The 20,325-nt window shown below is 55.0% G+C and carries 18 protein-coding genes; 10 read left to right on the top strand and 8 right to left on the bottom strand.

The window, feature by feature from the left end:
- Nucleotides 1–339: 339 nt before the first annotated feature.
- Nucleotides 340–1,416 carry an LPS export ABC transporter permease LptG gene (lptG, locus tag C7M51_RS20485; protein ID WP_160623328.1) on the bottom strand — a complete coding sequence of 359 codons (1,077 nt, stop codon included), beginning with the start codon at nt 1,414–1,416 and terminating at the stop codon, nt 340–342.
- A complete protein-coding gene (gene lptF, locus C7M51_RS20480; protein WP_160623327.1) occupies nt 1,416–2,516 on the bottom strand; it encodes an LPS export ABC transporter permease LptF in 1,101 nt (366 codons plus the stop codon). The genes lptG and lptF overlap by 1 nt, the downstream gene beginning before the upstream one ends.
- A gap of 263 nt (nt 2,517–2,779) precedes the next feature.
- Between lptF and pepA the strand changes: the two genes are divergently transcribed.
- The 4 genes from pepA (at nt 2,780) to C7M51_RS20460 (ending at nt 8,457) form a co-directional block, all read left to right on the top strand.
- Nucleotides 2,780–4,288: a leucyl aminopeptidase gene (pepA, locus tag C7M51_RS20475; protein ID WP_160623326.1), complete on the top strand. Its 1,509-nt coding sequence runs from the start codon at nt 2,780–2,782 to the stop codon at nt 4,286–4,288.
- Nucleotides 4,289–4,393: 105 nt separating this feature from the next.
- Complete coding sequence (locus tag C7M51_RS20470) at nt 4,394–4,852, top strand: DNA polymerase III subunit chi (RefSeq protein WP_160623325.1); 459 nt, start codon at nt 4,394–4,396, stop codon at nt 4,850–4,852.
- Between the two features lie 5 nt (nt 4,853–4,857).
- Nucleotides 4,858–7,713 (top strand): valine--tRNA ligase, encoded by a 2,856-nt coding sequence (locus C7M51_RS20465; protein ID WP_160623324.1) that lies wholly within the window; start codon nt 4,858–4,860, stop codon nt 7,711–7,713.
- A gap of 240 nt (nt 7,714–7,953) precedes the next feature.
- Entirely contained in the window at nt 7,954–8,457 is a 504-nt protein-coding gene (locus C7M51_RS20460; protein WP_160623323.1) for a GNAT family N-acetyltransferase, read from the top strand.
- A 61-nt stretch (nt 8,458–8,518) separates the two neighbouring features.
- On the opposite strand, the gene miaE is transcribed toward C7M51_RS20460, so the two are convergent.
- Nucleotides 8,519–9,292 (bottom strand): tRNA isopentenyl-2-thiomethyl-A-37 hydroxylase MiaE, encoded by a 774-nt coding sequence (gene miaE / locus C7M51_RS20455; RefSeq protein WP_160623720.1) that lies wholly within the window; start codon nt 9,290–9,292, stop codon nt 8,519–8,521.
- 70 nt (nt 9,293–9,362) lie between these two features.
- Nucleotides 9,363–9,785: a ribonuclease E inhibitor RraB gene (gene rraB, locus C7M51_RS20450; RefSeq protein ID WP_160623322.1), complete on the bottom strand. Its 423-nt coding sequence runs from the start codon at nt 9,783–9,785 to the stop codon at nt 9,363–9,365.
- Between the two features lie 161 nt (nt 9,786–9,946).
- Here rraB and argF point away from each other — a divergent pair, with 161 nt between their 5' ends.
- From argF to treC, 5 genes are all read left to right on the top strand, one after another.
- On the top strand, nt 9,947–10,957 hold the full coding sequence (gene argF, locus C7M51_RS20445) for an ornithine carbamoyltransferase (protein WP_160623321.1): 1,011 nt from the start codon (nt 9,947–9,949) through the stop codon (nt 10,955–10,957).
- 246 nt (nt 10,958–11,203) lie between these two features.
- Complete coding sequence (pyrB, locus tag C7M51_RS20440) at nt 11,204–12,136, top strand: aspartate carbamoyltransferase (RefSeq protein ID WP_160623320.1); 933 nt, start codon at nt 11,204–11,206, stop codon at nt 12,134–12,136.
- A gap of 10 nt (nt 12,137–12,146) precedes the next feature.
- On the top strand, nt 12,147–12,611 hold the full coding sequence (gene pyrI / locus C7M51_RS20435; protein ID WP_160623319.1) for an aspartate carbamoyltransferase regulatory subunit: 465 nt from the start codon (nt 12,147–12,149) through the stop codon (nt 12,609–12,611).
- A gap of 80 nt (nt 12,612–12,691) precedes the next feature.
- A complete protein-coding gene (ridA, locus tag C7M51_RS20430) occupies nt 12,692–13,078 on the top strand; it encodes a 2-iminobutanoate/2-iminopropanoate deaminase (RefSeq protein WP_160623318.1) in 387 nt (128 codons plus the stop codon).
- Nucleotides 13,079–13,573: 495 nt separating this feature from the next.
- Entirely contained in the window at nt 13,574–15,241 is a 1,668-nt protein-coding gene (treC, locus tag C7M51_RS20425) for an alpha,alpha-phosphotrehalase (RefSeq protein WP_160623317.1), read from the top strand.
- A gap of 66 nt (nt 15,242–15,307) precedes the next feature.
- On the opposite strand, the gene celB is transcribed toward treC, so the two are convergent.
- From celB to C7M51_RS20405, 4 genes are all read right to left on the bottom strand, one after another.
- The gene (celB, locus tag C7M51_RS20420) at nt 15,308–16,681 is read right to left on the bottom strand and encodes a PTS cellobiose transporter subunit IIC (RefSeq protein WP_160623316.1); all 1,374 of its coding nucleotides are present in this window, start codon (nt 16,679–16,681) and stop codon (nt 15,308–15,310) included.
- Nucleotides 16,682–16,728: 47 nt separating this feature from the next.
- Nucleotides 16,729–18,027 (bottom strand): 6-phospho-beta-glucosidase, encoded by a 1,299-nt coding sequence (locus C7M51_RS20415; RefSeq protein ID WP_160623315.1) that lies wholly within the window; start codon nt 18,025–18,027, stop codon nt 16,729–16,731.
- Nucleotides 18,020–18,346, bottom strand: a complete 327-nt coding sequence (locus tag C7M51_RS20410; RefSeq protein ID WP_160623314.1) for a PTS lactose/cellobiose transporter subunit IIA — start codon at nt 18,344–18,346, stop codon at nt 18,020–18,022. The genes C7M51_RS20415 and C7M51_RS20410 overlap by 8 nt, the downstream gene beginning before the upstream one ends.
- Nucleotides 18,347–18,445: 99 nt before the next feature.
- Nucleotides 18,446–18,751: a PTS sugar transporter subunit IIB gene (locus C7M51_RS20405; RefSeq protein ID WP_160623313.1), complete on the bottom strand. Its 306-nt coding sequence runs from the start codon at nt 18,749–18,751 to the stop codon at nt 18,446–18,448.
- A gap of 326 nt (nt 18,752–19,077) precedes the next feature.
- Here C7M51_RS20405 and C7M51_RS20400 point away from each other — a divergent pair, with 326 nt between their 5' ends.
- Complete coding sequence (locus tag C7M51_RS20400) at nt 19,078–20,184, top strand: MurR/RpiR family transcriptional regulator (RefSeq protein ID WP_160623312.1); 1,107 nt, start codon at nt 19,078–19,080, stop codon at nt 20,182–20,184.
- Nucleotides 20,185–20,325 lie beyond the last annotated feature (141 nt).

The raw sequence follows: 20,325 nt of genomic DNA, 5'->3' as shown, positions 1-20,325 counted from the left end.
AATAGTTATAAAGCATAGACCAAACGGTGACTTATGTAATAATCAGCCGTGGCAAATTGTTAAGAAATATAAATTCCACTGACATTAACGCCTGGAGCGGCCCTGTTTTTTATCGCTTTTTATTCACCAACAAATTTTCACATCAGGCTATGGTGAGAATAAAAGAGCAGACTTCTTATTAACCTCTTCTTGGCGCTAACATTTTAATTAACGCAGCGGCAGAAAAGGTAACAGGCGGTCAAATTTACAATTATTTAGCCAGGACCATACAAGATGCAGAACAGAGAGAAAAGCGAGAAGAGATAAACGGACGCGGCACTGGCTGCCGCGTCCGGGAGATTAACGACGTTTCATCAGCATCCAGACGCTGATAGCAAAGAAAGCGGCGCTGGGCAGCACCGCGCCCAGAACCGGCGGCAGGCCATACACCAGGCTAAGCGGGCCAAAGATCTGATCCAGCACGTAGAACAGAAAACCGAAGCTGATGCCGGTCACCACGCGTACGCCCATCGATACGCTACGCAGCGGCCCAAAGATAAAGGAGAGCGCCATCAGCATCATTACGGCCACCGACAGCGGCTGGAAGATTTTACTCCACATATTCAGCAGATAGCGCCCGGACTCCTGACCGCTCTGCTGCAAATATTTGGCGTAGTTGTGCAGGCCGCGAATCGACAACGCATCGGGATCGAGCGCCACCACACCAAGCTTGTCCGGCGTCAGGTTGGTTTTCCATTCGCCACTGATGCTCTGCTTGCCGGTGATCTGTTTCACATCACTCAGATCTGACTCATCCACCTGCCCCAGTTTCCAGCGCCGTTTCTCTTTATCCCAGATAGCGGTAGCGGCGTAGCGCACGCTCATCAGCCGACGCTGATCGTTGAAGTTATAGATGCTGATGCCGTCCAGCTCATTACTGCCCTTGATGCGCTCTATATAGATGAAGCTGTTACCATCTTTTGCCCACAGCCCGGACTGGGTAGAGAGCAGCGAACCGCCAAGGATCTGTTGGGCGCGGAAGTTACGCGCCATCTGTTCGCCCTGCGGCGCAACGAATTCACCGATGGCCATCGTCAGCAGCACTAGCGGAATCGCGGTTTTCATTACCGATAGCGCGATTTGCAGACGGGTAAAGCCGGAGGCCTGCATTACCACCAGCTCGCTGCGCTGCGCCAGCGTACCGAGGCCGAGCAATGCGCCAAGCAGTGCCGCCATCGGGAAAAAGATCTCAATATCTTTCGGCACGCTGAGCAGGGTGTAATAACCGGCGGAGAGCGCGGTATAGGCGCCCTGACCGGTTTTACGTAGCTGATCGACAAACTTAATGATGCCGGAGAGCGACACCAGCATGAACAGCGTCAGCATGATGGTGTTGAAGATGGTTTTACCGATATAGCGATCGAGTACGCCAAACATCAGACTGAACCTCCACGCGTAAAGCGGGCGCGCAGACGCCGCATCGGCACCGTATCCCACAGGTTCAGCACAATCGCCAGCGCCAGATAGCTCAGGTTAACCACCCACATCCAGACCGCCGGATCGAGCCGCCCTTTTGCACCGTTTGATTTCAGCGAGCTTTGCAGCAGGAAGAAGATCAGATAGAGCAGCATCGCTGGCAGCATCGACAGCACGCGTCCCTGGCGCGGGTTCACCACGCTTAACGGTACTACCATCAACGCCATCACCAGCACCGAAAAGACCAGCGTCAAACGCCAGTGCAGCTCGGAGCGAAACTGCTTCGAATCGTTATGAAGCAGATTCGAAAAGTTGGCCTGCTCCGCATCGTCAGGATCGAGCGTGGCGGTTTTATAACCGATAATCGCCTGATAGTTAGTGAAGTCGGTGATGCGGAAATCACGCAGCAGCGCGGTGCCTTCAAAGCGGGTGCCTTTATCCAGCGTCACCACCTGCGAACCGTCCAACCGCTGCTCCATATGGCCGCTGTCTGCCAGCACAACGGAAGGACGGGCGTTGCCTTTAGGACGTAGCTGAGCGAGGAAAACGTGACCAAACGCGTTGCCCTTAACGTCTTCAATAAAAAGCACGCTGTTGCCGTCGCTGGACTGCTGAAACTGCCCGGCTGCCAGCGCCGCCGCGCCGGGGTTGGCTTTCGCATTCTGCGTCACTTCGCTCTGGTAGCGTGATGACCAGGGGCTTAGCCACAGCACATTAACCGCCGCCGCCGCCGCCGTCAGCAGCATTAAAAACATCGCCGCTTTTACCAGTACCGCCTTGCTCAGGCCGCAGGCGTGCATCACCGTAATTTCACTTTCGGTGTAGAGCCGCCCCAGCGTCATTAAGATGGCCAGAAACAGACTGAGCGGCAAGATAAGCTGTGCCATTTCCGGCACGCCGAGCCCAAGCAGGGTAAGAACTAAGTTTGTCGGGATCTCGCCATCCACCGCCGCGCCCAGAATCCTGACGAGCTTCTGACAAAAGAAGATCAGCAGCAGGATAAAGAGTATTGCCAGCTGGCTTTTTAGCGTTTCCCGAACCAGATATCTAATGATGATCACGCTTCGTATGCCTGTGAAAACTTGTCTTTTTGCTGGAAAATCGATAGTTTCAACGCTTATCCGCCATTTTTAATCATCAATGGCCGTCGTCATAGATCTATTGTATGACACAAGCGTTCAGGTGACGTAAAAAATAACAAAGTCACTGAAACACAAACTGACGTCCTTTTTACTGGAAACGTCGTACGCAACGGCGTCAGCGTTACGAGGCGGTACATTCTAGCCGCAGCCAGCGCCGTTGTCTTTAAGATTCAGGAGAGTGCATGGAGTTCAGTGTAAAAAGCGGTAGCCCGGAGAAACAGCGTAGTGCCTGTATCGTTGTGGGTGTCTTCGAGCCGCGCCGTCTGTCGCCGATCGCCGAACAGCTGGATAAAATCAGCGATGGCTACATCAGCGCCCTGCTGCGCCGCGGCGAACTGGAAGGTAAAGTGGGTCAAACGCTGCTGCTGCATCATGTGCCGAATATCCTTTCTGAGCGTATTTTGCTCATTGGCTGTGGTAAAGAACGCGAGCTGGATGAACGTCAGTATAAGCAGGTTATTCAGAAAACGATTAATACATTGAATGATACCGGCTCGATGGAGGCGGTCTGTTTCCTGACTGAACTGCACGTTAAAGGGCGCAACACCTACTGGAAAGTGCGCCAGGCGGTAGAAACGGCAAAAGAGACGCTCTACTGCTTCGATCAGCTGAAAAGCAACAAAAGCGAACCACGTCGCCCGCTGCGCAAAATGGTGTTTAACGTGCCGACACGCCGCGAGCTAACCAGCGGCGAACGCGCGATTCAGCACGGTCTGGCTATTGCCGCCGGTGTGAAGGCGGCGAAAGATTTAGGCAACATGCCGCCGAATATCTGTAACGCTGCCTATCTCGCTTCACAGGCACGCCAGCTGGCCGATGCCTGGAGCAACATTACCACGCGCGTTATCGGCGAGCAGCAGATGAAAGAGCTGGGTATGAACGCCTACCTGGCGGTGGGCCAGGGCTCGCAAAACGAATCGCTGATGTCAGTGATCGACTATAAAGGCAGCCCGGACCCGGAAGCGAAACCGATTGTGCTGGTAGGCAAAGGGTTGACCTTTGACTCCGGCGGCATCTCTATCAAGCCGGCCGAAGGCATGGATGAGATGAAATATGATATGTGCGGTGCCGCATCGGTATATGGCGTGATGCGCATGGTGGCAGAGCTTAACCTGCCGTTGAACGTGGTTGGCGTGCTGGCGGGCTGTGAAAATATGCCGGGCGGACGCGCTTTCCGTCCGGGCGACGTGCTGACCACCATGTCCGGGCAGACGGTAGAAGTGCTGAATACCGATGCCGAAGGGCGTCTGGTGCTGTGCGATGCGCTGACCTACGTGGAGCGCTTCGATCCGGAAGTGGTGATCGACGTCGCTACGCTGACCGGTGCCTGCGTGATCGCGCTGGGCCATCATGTCAGCGGTCTGCTATCAAACCACAACCCGCTGGCACACGAGCTGATCGGCGCTTCCGAGCAGGCGGGCGATCGCGCCTGGCGCTTGCCGATGGCCGATGAGTATCAGGAGCAGCTGGAATCGAACTTTGCCGATATGGCGAATATCGGTGGTCGTCCAGGCGGTGCAATTACCGCCGCCTGCTTCCTGGCACGCTTTGCCCGTAAATATAACTGGGCGCATCTGGATATCGCCGGAACCGCCTGGCGCTCCGGCAAAGCAAAAGGCGCTACCGGTCGCCCGGTGGCCCTGCTGTCGCAGTTCCTGCTGAACCGCGCCGGAATGAACGGCGACGACTAGGCTGTTTTAATCCAGCCGCTGCATCTGTGGCGGCTGGGTGCTTCATAACTGAACCTATTACTATTCAGCGTCTGGCAACACGCCATACGCCGACAGGCATACATCATGAAAAAGGCCACTTTCTATCTTCTGGAAACCGACGCACAGACGGACGGCCTGAGCGCGGTCGAGGCGCTGGTCTGCGATTTAGCAGAGCTGCGCTGGCGCGAAGGTAAGCGCGTGCTGATAGCCTGTGAAGATGAACAGCAGGCCGTGCGGCTGGACGAAGCCCTGTGGCAGCGTCCGGCGAAAGCCTTTGTGCCGCATAATCTCGCCGGTGAGGGCCCCAAATATGGCGCGCCGGTAGAGCTGGCCTGGCCGCAGCGTCGCGGCAACGCGCCGCGCGATCTGCTGATCAGCCTGCTGCCGCAGTTTGCAGATTTTGCCACCGCTTTCCATGAAGTGATAGACTTTGTCCCTTATGAAGAATCATTGAAACAGCAGGCGCGTGAACGCTACAAAGCCTATCGCAGCGTCGGCTTCCACTTGAATACGGCAACCCCGCCACAGCCGCAAACGACATAGCAGAAATGGAAAAGACATATAATCCGCAAGAGATCGAACAGCCGCTTTACGAGCATTGGGAAAAGCAGGGCTACTTCAAACCGAATGGCGATACCAGCCAGGAAAGCTTCTGCATCATGATCCCGCCGCCGAACGTCACCGGTAGCTTGCATATGGGTCATGCCTTCCAGCAAACCATTATGGATACCATGGTGCGCTACCAGCGTATGCAGGGTAAAAACACGCTGTGGCAGGTGGGCACCGACCATGCCGGTATCGCCACCCAGATGGTGGTGGAACGTAAAATCGCCGCTGAAGAGGGCAAAACTCGCCAGGATTACGGGCGCGATGCTTTTATTGAAAAAGTGTGGCAGTGGAAAGCCGAATCCGGCGGTACCATTACCCGTCAGATGCGCCGCCTCGGCAACTCCGTGGACTGGGAGCGCGAGCGCTTCACCATGGACGAAGGCCTCTCCAACGCGGTGAAAGAGGTGTTTGTTCGCCTCTATAAAGAGAACCTGATCTACCGTGGCAAACGCCTGGTAAACTGGGACCCGAAACTGCGCACTGCCATTTCCGATCTGGAAGTGGAAAATCGCGAGATCAAAGGATCGATGTGGCATATCCGCTATCCGCTGGCGGATGGTGCGAAAACCGCTGACGGCAAAGATTATCTGGTGGTTGCTACCACTCGTCCGGAAACTCTGCTGGGCGATACCGGCGTGGCGGTCAACCCAGAAGATCCGCGCTACCAGAGCCTTATCGGCAAGTTTGTTATGCTGCCGCTGGTTAACCGTCGTATTCCGATCGTGGGCGACGAGCACGCCGATATGGAAAAAGGCACCGGCTGTGTGAAGATCACCCCGGCGCATGATTTCAACGACTACGAAGTGGGCCGCCGCCACAAGCTGCCGATGATCAATATCCTGACCTTTGACGGCGATATCCGTGAAAGCGCGCAGGTATACGATACCAACGGTGAAGAAACTGACGTTTATGCCGCAACGCTGCCGGAAGCCTTCCGCAATATGGAACGCTTCGCCGCGCGTAAGGCGATAGTTGCCGCCGTTGATGAGCTGGGCCTGCTGGAAGAAATTAAACCGCACGACCTTACCGTGCCCTATGGCGATCGCGGCGGCGTAGTTATCGAACCGATGCTGACCGATCAGTGGTACGTGCGTACCGCCCCGCTGGCAAAAGTGGCGGTGGAAGCGGTAGAAAACGGCGACATTCAGTTTGTGCCGAAACAGTACGAAAATATGTACTTCTCCTGGATGCGCGATATTCAGGACTGGTGTATCTCCCGTCAACTCTGGTGGGGCCACCGCATTCCGGCGTGGTATGACGCTGAAGGCAACGTCTACGTAGGCCGCAGCGAAGAAGAAGTGCGTGCGGAAAACCAGCTCGACGCCAGCGTAACGCTGCGTCAGGACGATGACGTGCTGGATACCTGGTTCTCTTCCGGCCTCTGGACCTTCTCTACTCTCGGCTGGCCGGAGAATACCGACGCGCTGCGTACCTTCCATCCCACCAGCGTGCTGGTGAGCGGCTTCGATATCATCTTCTTCTGGATCGCGCGCATGATCATGCTGACCATGCACTTCATCAAGGATGAAAACGGCAAGCCGCAGGTGCCGTTTAAAACCGTCTATATGACCGGTTTGATCCGCGATGAGGAAGGCCAGAAGATGTCGAAATCGAAGGGCAATGTTATCGATCCGCTGGATATGGTGGACGGTATCGCTCTCGACGCGCTGCTGGAAAAACGCACCGGCAATATGATGCAGCCGCAGCTGGCGGAAAAAATCCGCAAGCGCACCGAGAAGCAATTCCCGAACGGCATCGAACCGGCGGGCACCGATGCGCTGCGCTTTACCCTGGCAGCGCTGGCTTCAACCGGACGTGATATCAACTGGGATATGAAACGCCTGGAAGGCTACCGCAACTTCTGTAACAAGCTGTGGAACGCCAGCCGCTTCGTGCTGATGAACACGGAAGATCAGGATTGCGGGCAGAACGGCGGCGATATGACGCTGTCGCTGGCGGATCGCTGGATTCTGGCAGAATTCAACAATACGGTGAAAGCCTATCGCGAGGCGCTGGACAGCTATCGCTTTGATATCGCCGCTAATATCCTGTATGAGTTTACCTGGAACCAGTTCTGCGACTGGTATCTGGAACTGACCAAGCCGGTGATGCATAACGGTTCTGAAGCGGAACTGCGCGGCACGCGTCATACGCTGGTCACGGTGCTGGAGGCGCTGCTGCGTCTGGCGCACCCGATCATTCCGTTTATCACCGAAACCATCTGGCAGCGCGTGAAAGTGCTGAAAAATATCAGCGCCGATACCATTATGCTGCAACCTTTCCCGGCTTACGATGCGGCGAAAGCGGATGAGGCAGCGCTGGCGGATACCGAGTGGCTGAAACAGGCGATCGTTGCGGTGCGTAATATTCGTGCAGAAATGAATATCTCTCCGGGCAAGCCGCTGGAACTGCTGCTGCGCGGTGCCAGCACCGACGCACAGCGTCGCGTAAATGAAAACCGCAGCTTCCTGCAGGCAATGGCGCGTCTGAGCGAGATCACGCTGCTGCCGCAGGGCGATAAAGGCCCGCTCTCCGTGACCAAACTGGTGGACGGTGCTGAGCTGCTGATTCCAATGGCCGGTCTGGTGGATAAAGAGGCGGAGCTGGAACGTCTGGCGAAAGAGCTGGCGAAAGTTGAAGCCGAGATGGAAAAAATTCAGTCCCGTCTGGGCAATGAATCTTTCGTCGCCCGCGCACCTGAAGCTGTCGTCGCCAAAGAGCGCGATCGCATGACCGAGCTGGAACAGGGCAAAGCCAAACTGATTGAGCAGCAGGGCGTGATCGCCGCGCTGTAATACGCGCTTTCTGCCGTCAACAGGCAGCCTTTCTAACCTACCCTGTCAGCATCCGCTGGCGGGGTATTTTTTTGCCTGCCGTAAAGCGGTAGCCGTTGGCTATTACTCTGTGATTGCGCTTAACGGCAACGCTTTTCGCTGAGAACGCAATGGCTGAATTTTTCTCAATGCCGCAGAGATTGCATCGCCCCGTCAGCGGTGTTATTACACTCTTTTCGTTTCTTTATTCAGGCCAGACGTATGACTATCGCCACCGACACTTCGCTGCGCATTCGCCCCATCCGCGAGGCGGATAACCCCTTTGTTGCCCAGGTTATTCGTCACGTATCGGCAGAATTCGGCCTGACCGCCGATAAAGGCTATACCGTTGCCGATCCTAATCTTGATCGTCTGTTTGAGCTGTATAGCGAAGCGAACAGCGCCTATTGGGTGATTGAACTGAATGGCAAAATCGTTGGCGGCGGCGGCATCGCGCCTTTGCAGTGCAGCGCACCTGATATTTGTGAGCTGCAAAAGATGTATTTTATGCCGCAGCTGCGCGGACGCGGGCTGGCCTGGCGACTGGCGTTGCAGGCGTTTGAATTTGCCCGCGAGCGCGGCTTTAAGCGCTGTTATCTGGAAACCACCGCCAGCCTGACTCAGGCGATCCGGCTGTATGAGAAGCTGGGCTTTCAGCATATCGATGGCCCGCTGGGCTGCACCGGTCACGTTGATTGTGAAGTAACCATGTTAAAGACGCTGTAAGCGACCTGCTCGCCCGCTGTCGAACATGGTGTCAGGCGCGGGCGAGAGAGTTGCGCGTTTTTTACTGGGTTAGCCGCCAGGCGGGGACGCCGCTGTGGAAACGCAGTTCGTTATCCGGCTCCTGAATCAGGCGCGCTTCCGTTTCGCCAATAAGACGCACGCGTGCGCTGATGTCAAAGGGAGCGATACGCGCCGCCAGCGCCAGATAATCCTGATAGTGACGCGCCTCGGAGCGCAGCAACGACAGATAAAATCTTGCCAGCTCCTCATCCAGATAAGGTGCCAGGCTGGCAAAGCGCTCACAGGAGCGCGCCTCAATATAAGCGCCGCAAATCAGCTTATCCACCAGCGTCAGCGGCTCATGGGTGGTGACTTCACGCATCAAGCCTTTGGCGTAGCGGCTGGCGCTGATTTTCCGATAGGGAATGTTGCGCGCCTGCATAATCTCCCACACCTGATAAAAATGGTGCAGTTCCTCTTTGATCAACAGCACCATTTTATCCAGCAGCTCATCGCCCCACGGGATATCGTTGCGGGCGATAATGCGTTTCGACAGATTTTTATGCGCCTCGATAAAGCCGCTGTCACGATCTTCGCGATGAATAAAGGCTTCGTAGGGCTGGAGCCAGGCAAGCATGGCGTCACCGCTTGGTTTATCCGCTACATATTTACGGATCAGCCAGGTAGCCGTTTGAGCCGCTTTTAATTCGCAGATCATATGATCGGTGAGCAGCAAAGGAAGATGCTCCGCTTTACGCGCCTCATCAATCCAGAGTTGGGGCGTGCGGCAGTGCAGAAACTGGTGAACGGGAGCAAGCAGATCGGTGTAGTTCATGACATAGCTACGGTTAATGGAGCGCGCCGCATCCACAGCGCGCCGGATTAATCAGGAAAACAACGGAAGATCAGTGGCGAACGCCATCGTCATCGTCGTCCAGGTAATCGCCCTCTTCATCTTCTTCATCCTCACCGTCCGGATCTTCGAAGTAGGTGCCCCAGCCATCATAATCAACGTTATGTTTGCCCGCCAGGTTAACCAGCTGCTCAACCTGCGCGTCAATCAGATCGACATTGAGCGCCAGCTCGCTCAGGATATCCACGCACATTACCGTGGTGCCATCCTCCAGCTCCAGCTCTTCGGGCTCGGTCACTTCATAACCCAGCTTAAAGGCATCTACCGCCGCTTTTTCCAGCGCGTCGAAGCTGTCGCAGGAGAGATGATGCTCAATGGTATAGAGCGCATCGGGATCGCTTCCATCTTCCAGCAGCTCTTCAATAATCGCTCTGGTTTCTTCGCGCTGCTCTTCCAGCAATTCTTCATATGCCATGATGGGTTCCTCAGTGTGTGGCAAACATTGTGATTATTTTCCCACACTGCCGTTCGCGCCACTACACAAAAGCGAAAGTTTATTGCGCCTGGGGTTGAAAATGAATATTCATACGTTTAAATTGAATTTAAATTCATTCATCAAAAGACAAGGAGTGCTGTATGAGCCAGTTTTATCAACGCCATTTCCTCAGGCTGCTCGATTTCACCCCGGCAGAAATCAATGCACTGCTGGCGCTCGCCGCTGAATTAAAAATCGCAAAAAAAAAGGGTGACGAAGTACAGCAGTTACGCGGTAAAAACATTGCGCTCATCTTCGAAAAAGAGTCGACACGTACCCGATGCTCTTTCGAAGTTGCCGCGTATGACCAGGGCGCACACGTTACTTATCTCGGCCCCAGCGGCAGCCAGATCGGCCATAAAGAGTCGATTAAAGATACCGCGCGCGTGCTGGGACGTATGTATGACGGCATTCAATATCGCGGTCACGGTCAGGCGGTGGTGGAAACGCTGGCACAGTACGCTGGCGTGCCGGTATGGAATGGCCTGACCGATGAGTTTCATCCTACGCAGCTGCTGGCCGATCTGCTGACGATGCAGGAACATCTGCCGCAGAAATCGCTGCGGGCGATGAAGCTGGCCTATGTCGGTGACGCGCGCAACAATATGGGCAACAGCATGATGGAAGCTGCCGCGCTAACCGGCCTCGATCTGCGGCTGGTCGCGCCGAAAAGCTGCTGGCCGGAAGAGAGCCTGGTAGCGGAGTGCCAGGCGGTTGCCAGCCAGAACGGCGGGCGCATTACCCTCACGGAAGATATTGCTGAAGGCGTACGCCAGGCCGATTTTATCTATACCGACGTTTGGGTTTCCATGGGCGAGGCGAAAGCGCGCTGGCAAGAACGCATCACGCTGCTGCGTGACTATCAGGTCAATATGGCGATGCTACAACTTACCGGCAATCCGCAGGTGAAGTTCCTGCACTGCCTGCCTGCGCTGCATGACGATCAAACCACGCTGGGCAAGCAGATGGCCGAGCAGTACGATCTGCACGGCGGGATGGAAGTAACCGATGAAGTCTTCGAATCCGAGCACAGCATTGTGTTCGATCAGGCAGAAAACCGCCTGCATACCATTAAGGCGGTAATGATTGCTACGCTGGTAAAACCGGCCTGATAAGGATACGCAAACGATTATATGGCGCGTTTTTTTTGCTTGAAGCCGTGAACTGAATGCGTATAATGCCCGACAATTTGCCGGGAGGATCTATGCAGCTGAGCAGTAAAATATGTCGCGCTCTTTTATGCCTGAATGCAGGCGTAGCGCTTATTTCCTTCCGTCAGTTACCGATCGTAAGAAAGCCCCTCATTGTAGGGGCTTTTTTTTCGTCCTTAATCCGGCATGCCTAAAGGAGAGCGACGCATGAACCCGCTGTATCATAAGCATATTATTTCGATTAACGATCTCAGCCGCGAGGAGCTGGAGCTGGTGCTGCATACGGCGGCCAGCCTGAAGGCCAATCCGCAGCCGGAGCTGCTGAAGCATAAGGTGGTTGCCAGCTGCTTCTTCGAAGCCTCAACGCGTACTCGCCTCTCCTTTGAAACGGCGATTCATCGCCTGGGCGCGTCGGTAGTGGGCTTTTCCGACAGCAGCAATACCTCGCTGGGCAAAAAAGGCGAAACGCTGGCCGATACCATCTCAGTGGTCAGCACCTACGTTGACGCGATTGTCATGCGCCATCCGCAGGAAGGCGCGGCCCGTCTCGCTACCGAGTTTTCCGGAAATATTCCGGTACTGAATGCGGGCGACGGCGCGAACCAGCATCCAACCCAGACGCTGCTCGATCTGTTTACCATCCAGGAAACGCAGGGCCGCCTGAGCAATCTGAACGTGGCAATGGTAGGCGATTTGAAATATGGCCGTACCGTGCACTCGCTGACCCAGGCGCTGGCGAAGTTTGAAGGCAACCGCTTCTTCTTTATCGCACCTGAAGCACTGGCAATGCCCGCCTATCTTACCGATATGCTGGACGAACAGGGCATTGCGTGGAGCCGTCACGACAGCATTGAAGAGGTGATACCGCAGGTAGATATTTTATATATGACGCGCGTGCAGAAAGAGCGTCTCGATCCGTCTGAATACGCCAACGTCAAAGCGCAGTTCGTGTTGCGTGCCGCCACGCTGCAAGGCGCACGCGACAATATGAAGGTGCTGCATCCGCTGCCGCGCGTCGATGAAATCGCCACTGACGTAGATAAAACGCCCTACGCCTGGTATTTCCAGCAGGCGGGCAATGGCATTTATGCACGCCAGGCGCTTCTGGCGTTGGTACTGAACAGCGATCCGGTTCTGTAAGAGGGAGAAGATGATGATGCAAAGTAAATTACAGGTAGAAGCGATCAAACGCGGTACGGTAATCGACCATATTCCGGCGCAGGTAGGCTTTAAGCTTTTGACGCTGTTCCGCCTGACGGAAACCGATCAGCGCATCACTATCGGCCTTAACCTGCCATCCGGCGAGCTGGGGCGCAAGGATTTGATTAAGATTGAAAATACCTTCTTAACTGAAGATCAGATCAATCAGCTGGCGGTTTATGCGCCACACGCCACCGTTAACCGCATCGACGATTATCAGGTGGTTGCCAAGATCGTGCCGACGCTGCCGGATCGCATCGAACGCGTGCTGATCTGCCCCAACAGTAACTGCATCAGCCGCAGCGAACCGGTCTTTTCCAGCTTTAAGGTAAGGAAACGCGACGAGTCAGTGAGGCTTAAATGCAAATATTGCGAGAAAGAATTTGCGCACCAGGTCGTGTTGGCAAACTGGTAATCACTTTTCGTCTCCCTATAATGGAGGCGAAGCGGCGGGCAGGCCGCCCGTCCGCAACAGGTCATTAATCAGGAGAAAATATGTCACGCGAAATCAGCACGGAAAATGCCCCAGCCGCGATCGGCCCGTACGTTCAGGGTGTGGACCTTGGCAGCATGATCATTACCTCTGGTCAGATCCCGGTCAACCCGAAAACCGGCGCAGTTGCTGACGATGTTGCCGCTCAGGCACGCCAGTCGCTGGAAAACGTTCAGGCGATCGTCGAAGCGGCCGGTCTGAAAGTTAGCGACATCGTAAAAACAACGGTGTTCGTAAAAGATCTCAACGACTTTGCCACCGTTAACGCCACCTACGAAGCATTCTTCAGCGAGCATAGCGCGCCCTTCCCGGCTCGTTCCTGCGTAGAAGTGGCTCGCCTGCCGAAAGATGTAAAAATTGAAATTGAAGCGATTGCCGTACGTCGCTAAATGCCTGTCCTGCTAAATGCGCAAGGCCGAGCCTGATACAGACGCGGCCTTGGATATCGACCACTCTTCTTCCGACCGCTTTTCTGCCGTGCGTCGTTAATCCCTCCCGGTTTCTGTACCTCTGCTGCAACCTGTTCAAAAAAATCTTTAACTACGCTTGCGGCATAAACTGCCTTTTTACCGCGCTTATAACCTGCTTATTCCCTGTAAAATCGGCTTAATATGGCAGAATCAGCGGTAACGGAAAATTTTTGCAACATCCCTGTAGAGACTTTTACCTGTGTGCCTGGCGGATGCTGTCATTATGCTACTTTATGAAACGTCACTATTTTTTACCCCGGTGGCGGTAGCAAAAAGTGGCTTTTTAGGTGAATTCAGCTTTCTCCGGCGTGTGGTAATCGTAAGGAATAGCTAACCTTATTGGGGAAGAAAAAAAGAAACTTTTCGATAAAACGGGCGGAGGTTTTCGCCCCGATAAGCAATCAGGACTGAGCAATGAATAAAACTCCACCATGGTGGCAGAACGGTGTCATTTATGAAATCTATCCCAAAAGTTTTCAGGATACGACCGGTAGTGGCACAGGCGACCTGGCCGGTGTGATTCAACGTCTGGACTACCTGAAAATGCTGGGTGTTGATGCGATCTGGCTGACGCCTTTTTATATTTCACCACAGGTTGATAACGGCTATGACGTAGCGAACTATACCGCCATCGATCCCGCTTACGGCACGATGAGCGATTTCGATCATCTGGTTGAACAGGCGCATAAGCGCGGGCTGCGCGTTATCCTCGATATGGTGTTTAACCACTCTTCTACGCAGCATCACTGGTTTCACGAATCGCTGAATCCGGAAAGCCCTTACCGCGATTATTATATCTGGCGGGACGGAACGCCCACCGAGCCACCGAATAACTGGAAATCCAAATTTGGCGGTTCCGCCTGGCGCTGGCATCCGGAGAGTAATCAGTACTATATGCACCTTTGGGCACCGGAGCAGGCGGATCTCAACTGGGAGAATGAAAACGTTCGCGCCGAGTTAAAGCAGATTGTTAACTTCTGGGCCGATCGTGGTATTGACGGGCTGCGTCTTGATGTGGTGAACCTGGTTTCCAAACATCAGGATTTCCCTGACGATCCCGACGGCGACGGCCTGCGCCTCTATACTGATGGCCCGCGCATCCATGAATATATGCGCGAAATGAGCCGCGACGTATTTCGTCCACGTGAGCTGATGACGGTAGGCGAGATGTCCTCCGCCACGCTGGAACATTGCCAGCAGTATGGCTCGCTGGAAGGTGACGAACTGTCGATGGTGTTCAGCTTCGACCATGTTGAGGTCGATTTCCGCAACGGCCAGAAATGGACGCTAACGCCGCTGGATCTGGTGGCGCAGAAGAAAATCTTTACCCACTGGCAGCAGGGGATGTGCAACCGCGCATGGAACGCCCTGTTCTGGTGTAACCACGATCAACCGCGTGTGGTGTCGCGCTGGGGCGATGATGGCGAATACCGCGTGCCGTCGGCGAAAATGCTGGCGCTGGTGCTGCACGGCATGCAGGGCACGCCCTATATCTATCAGGGCGAAGAGCTGGGAATGACTAACCCTGGCTTTACCCGCATCATCGATTATCGCGATATTGAAAGCCATAACATGTATGCCGAGCTGCGTACCCAGGGGCGTGATAGCGAAAACCTGCTGGCGATTCTGGCCAGCAAGTCACGCGATAACGGACGTACGCCGATGCAGTGGGACGCCAGCGAAAACGCCGGTTTTACCGAGGGCACGCCGTGGATCGGCATGAGCCGCAACTATGAAACCATCAACGCGGAAGCGGCTATCGCCGATCCCGACTCAATTTTCTATACCTACCAAAAGTTGATTCAGCTGCGTAAGCGCTATCTGATCCTGACCTGGGGCGACTATCTGGATCTGCTACCGAATCACGCTTATTTATGGTGTTACCGGCGTCAGTATGAAGGCGAAACGCTGATCGTGGTGGCTAACTTCAGTCGTGATGCGCAGGCCTGGCATCCTGAGGAGCCGTTCGGCGAGGAGTGGGACGTGTTAATGAGTAACTATCCCGATGCCAAACCCATGCCCGGCGAAATGATGCTGCGTCCCTGGGAAGCCGTATGGTGGTATCAGAAGAAAAATCATTAAGGATAAACGGAGCGGCGCACCTGATGCCGTGCGCCGCCGTTACGGGAGAAAGCCGCGTGCCGCTGGCTACGCCTGGCTTCCCTCCGCCATAATTGTTTCCGCAGCGCGCTTTTGCGCCGCCGCGCTTGCTGCTGCCTGCTCTTCCCGCCATTTCTGCTTATCCCAGGCCCGGAAGAAGGGATAGTAGATCACCAGCGAAATACCGAGGTTAATCGCCTGCATGACGGTGCCGGAAATATGCCCGCCGGTAGCGAGATAGCCACTGAAGAAAATCGGCGTGGTGAAAGGCAGCGCAATACCGGCTGGCGGCGCAACCAATCCCAGCGACATGGCACTCCAGGTCACCAGCACCAACACAACCGGCGTCAGGATAAACGGCAGGAAGAACCAGGGATTCATCACCAGCGGGATACCAAATACCAGCGGCTCACTGATATTGAATAGCGCGCCCGGTGCGGCGATTTTTCCCAGCTGTTTCATCTGCACGCTGCGGCTACGTATCAACATAAAGATGACCAGCCCCAGCAGCGCGCCGGTTCCGCCTGGCGCAATCCACAGATCGTAAAACTGCTGCGTGATGATGTGAGGCACCGGCTGATTGTGCTGAAAGGCGGTAAAGTTTTCCGTCATGTTCGCTAACCAGACCGGCTGGATAAACACCAGCACAATAGCATCGCCGTGCAAACCCAGCGTCCAGAGCACGCCGATCAAAATCACCGAGAAGATCATCCCCGGCAGCGTTCCGCCCACGTGATGCATCGGAATTCCGATAATGGTGCTGATCATGGTGTTGATATCGCCAAAAGGCGATGCTTCTACCGCCAGACGGAGTAACAGTACAAACGCCAGTACGCAGAAGCCGGGGATCAGCGCCAAAAAAGATTTTGCCACCGCGGGCGGCACGCCTTCCGGCATACGAATAACCAGATTGCGGGCGCTGACAAAACGGTAGATCTCCGTTGACAGCAGCGAGATAACAATCGCGACAAACAGCCCCTGGCTGCCGACCAGATTTACCGGGATCACGCCATCAACGATTTTTTGCGCCGCGCCTTCCACCGGCGCAAACAGGGTATGCTGCGGAATCGTCATCATAAACGCCACCAGCGCCAGCGCGCCGCTGGTTAACGGATCGAGCGTGCGGTACTTTTCTGCCAGCCGGTAAGCGATGCCGAAGCTGGAGATAATCGCCATAATGTCGTAAGTGGCCTTAACCGGATACAACAGCTTATCGCGCCAGGCATCGCCAAACAGCCCCGCCATCATCTCGGCCCAGGCGGGAATCGGCAGGTAGGCGAAAATTAAAAAGAAGGAGCCAATCAGCATAAACGGCATGTTTAAAATGATGCCGTCACGAACAGAAAGCACATGCTTTTGCCCGGCGACTTTCAGTGCGGCAGGCATGACGTAACGCTCTATCAACGATCTTTTGCCATTCATAATTTTCCCTCTCGTATCACGAGATGATGGTTACCGGCGCACACTTACTAAAACTGCGGCAGCCAGGCCTTATTGTTTTCCAGTACTTCCGCCAGCAGCGCTTCTGCGGTGCTCAGGTCGCCGATTAACGGGTTAGTGACCAGCGCCAGCAATGCGCTGTCCCGATCGCCATGCACCGCCGCCTCAATCGTCAGGCGTTCAAAATCTTTTACCTGCTGTGTCAGGCCATTCATGGCGGGCGGCAGACGCCCAAAGGCCAGTGGATGCGCGCCCTGCGCATCAATCAGGCAGTTGGTTTCCACCACCGCATCATCAGGCAGCCCCTGAATCGCGCCGTTGTTACGGCAGTTGACCACCATCTCCTCTCCGCTGTTGGTATGAATGCTGCGAATCAGATTGACCGCCACTTCGGAGTAAAACGCCCCGCCGCGAAAATTAAGCTGCTCCGGTTTACGATCGAGTTGCGGATCGGCGTAAAGCTGGAACAGCTCTGCCTCAACTTTCATCACCTGCTCGGCTCGGGTGCCCGCCGTTTTTGCCGCCTCAATCTCTTCCGTCAGCATGGCGCGCGTTTGCCAGAAGTAGCGATGATAGGGACAGGGAATCGCCCGCAGGGCGCGCAGGAAGCTGGCGGGCCAGGGCACTTCCTGGATATTGTTCATCGACAGCGCATGTCCGGCACAGAGCATATCGATAACCTTGCTGGTGACATCCTTGCCCTGCTGCATCACCTGATGCACCCAGACCATATGATTCAGTCCGGCAAAACGCAGCTTAATCTGCTCATGCGGCGCTTCCAGCATATCGGCAATCATGTGATGCATCGTAACCGGCACGTTGCACAGGCCAATAATTTTCGCCTTGCTGTAGCGTGACACCGCCTCGGTTACCATCCCGGCGGGGTTAGTGAAGTTGATGATAAAGGCGTCGGGTGCCAGTGCCTCCACGCATTTCGCCACCTCCAGCAGCACCGGAATGGTGCGCAACGCTTTGGCAAAGCCGCCGATGCCGGTGGTTTCCTGTCCCAGCATCTGATATTTCAGGCCGAGACGCTCATCAGCTGCCCGCGCCGCCAGCTGACCAACGCGTAGCTGGGTCAGCACAAAGGCCGCGCCCTGCACCGCGCCGTCGAGGGCAAAGTGCACGCTGACCTTTACCCGTTCCAGGCCGTTGCGCTTCAGCATACGCCGCGTCAGCGCGGCGATGATCTCCACTTTCTCACGCCCCGTTTCGACATCCATCAGCGCCAGCTCGGTGACCGGTAGCTGCTGATAATGGCGGATAATGCCTTCCATCAGTTCCGGCGTATAGCTGCTACCGCCGCCAATAATCGCAATCTTAAGCATGCTGTTCTCCTGGAGCAGGTAAACGACGATAAAGTTCGATAAGGTCAGCGGTCAGATCCTGAATAAGCATCGCGTTCATCAGGTGATCCTGGGCGTGCGCCAGGATCAGCGTCACCTTCAGCTTACCGCTGCCCTCATCCATACCGATTAATGTGGTTTGCATACGATGTGCCTCACCGATTGCGGCGCGGGCGGCCTGCTGTGACTGTTCCGCCGCAGCGAAATCGCCTTCTCGCGCCTGCCGTAACGCTGAAAGCGCATGGCTGCGCGCGCTACCAGCGTGAACCAGCAGCTCCATAATGATATTTTCCTGGTCCATCTTTCTCTCCATGCTGAAACGGGCATGCAGGAAGCCGCGCACCGTTAAGGCACGTTTGCTTCTCTGGTTAATTAATTGACCGGCGGAACGCCGGAATAATCAGGACGGTAGCAGCGTTAGCGCTTTATCAAGCACCTTATCGCCACGCATGGTGCCGTAATCCATCATATCGATCACCGCAACCGGCTTGCCAAGCGGCGCGGCGAGCGCTGTCAGACGTGGTGCTTCATACTGCACCTGCGGCCCTAACAAAATAACGTCGGCATCGTCGACAATACTTTCAAACTCTGCCACCGGTACGGCATCAATCCGCACCGCCAGCTGCCGCTTCTCCGCTTCCGCCTTCATACGGGTTACCAGCATGCTGGTAGACATGCCCGCAGCACAGCAAAGTACAATATGCATAGCGTTTTCTCCTTTAAGATGTGCTCAAATATAAGCCAGAGAGAGTCGGTGCTGTAAATACCCTGTGCCGCAGGTTTTGTTAGCCGAAAAACTCAACTGACTGATTAATAAGCTTTTTGATAAAAAGTATATTGAAAATAATTTTCATAGCTGTGATCGATGTAGCGTTTATCCAGCTACACTTTCTTATTCATAAACTTAATACCAGTTTTATCAGTAAGATAACGAATTACAGAGACGTACTTAAAAAACTTTACTGAAAATAATTTTCATCACGCTATGCTGATTAAAATCTGAAACACAACGCAACAGGAGTTTTTGACCCTATGGATCTGGTGTGGCAACTGGAGAACAGCCTGCAAAGGCTGCCTCAGCAACAATCACGCATCGCGCGTTTCGTGCTGGAGAATCTGCAATTCTCATGCAGCGCCACGCTCGAACAGCTGGCGCAGCAGGCTGGCGTCAGCGCCGATACCCTTTCTGCCTTCGCCCGATCCGTAGGATGTCGTGACATGGATGATTTTATGCAGCAGCTGCGCACGCTCCAGCAAAATAGCGCAGAGACGCATCGGGTACAGCCAGCGATAACCGGCGACGTTGATTACGCCAGTACCTCTTCACTGGAGAAGCTGGCGGCCGGCGCGGGCGTCAGTCCTGAGACGGTGAAACGCTTTGCCCGCTCTATCGGACGCGAGGATTTTGACGACATTCTGTTTCAGATTGGTAAGCGGCTCAACGAGCTGAGCCAGCAAGAGGCACGCGTGGCGCGGACGGTATTGGCAAACGTCAGCTTCGCCGCTTCAGCAACCATCGATCAGCTGGCCAGCCATGCTGGCGTCAGCCCGGCCACCATTACCCGCTTCGCCAAGTCAGTCGGCTGTGAAGATATACGCGAGCTGCGCATGAAGCTGGCGCAGGCCTCCGCCAGCCATTCGCGCTATATGGCACCCGGCGGGGCCGCACCGCTTTCTGCCGGCGAGCGGCGGCTGGCGGAAGTTCAACAGGCTCTGCATCAGCAGCTACAGCAAAATTCCTCTTCTTCTTACGCCGAAGCGGCCCAGCTGCTACATCAGGCGCGCAGCGTGACTATTTTCACCGCAGGCGGCAGCGAGGCGATATATGGCCTTCAGGTGCAGCAACAGCTGATGGCGCAGGGCGTGACCACCACGCTCAGCCAGGAACCTCATTTCATCGGCGTCAGCGCCGCGATGCTTAACGAAGATCAGGCACTGATGATCATTTCCCTCGGAGAGCCAGATGTTAACTTACGCAACGCGGCGCTGCTGGCCCGTAGCCGTCATGTTCCGGTAGTGATGCTGGCCGCCGTCGGGCATCCGTTAGCTGACCTGGCCGATATCCTGCTGGCGCTGCCGGAGGATCCATTACTGGCGCGCTATGGCCTGTTAATAACGCTCGATCTGCTCCGTTCTTAAGCCGTTAGCAGCCTTTAAAATGACCCTGTCCTGCTCTCGCCGTCGTGCATTTTTTAATCAAAGGCAGTAAGAGTAATCCTTTTCTGTGATTAGCGTTTAAGTTTTCAACCGCCCTCTGCGATCTTTGTTCTGCATCAAAAA

The organism is Mixta intestinalis (genome assembly GCF_009914055.1).
GTDB classification, from domain to species: domain Bacteria; phylum Pseudomonadota; class Gammaproteobacteria; order Enterobacterales; family Enterobacteriaceae; genus Mixta; species Mixta intestinalis.
The sequence above is the reverse complement of the archived record's forward strand: the minus strand, read 5'-3'. Positions and strand labels throughout refer to the sequence as shown.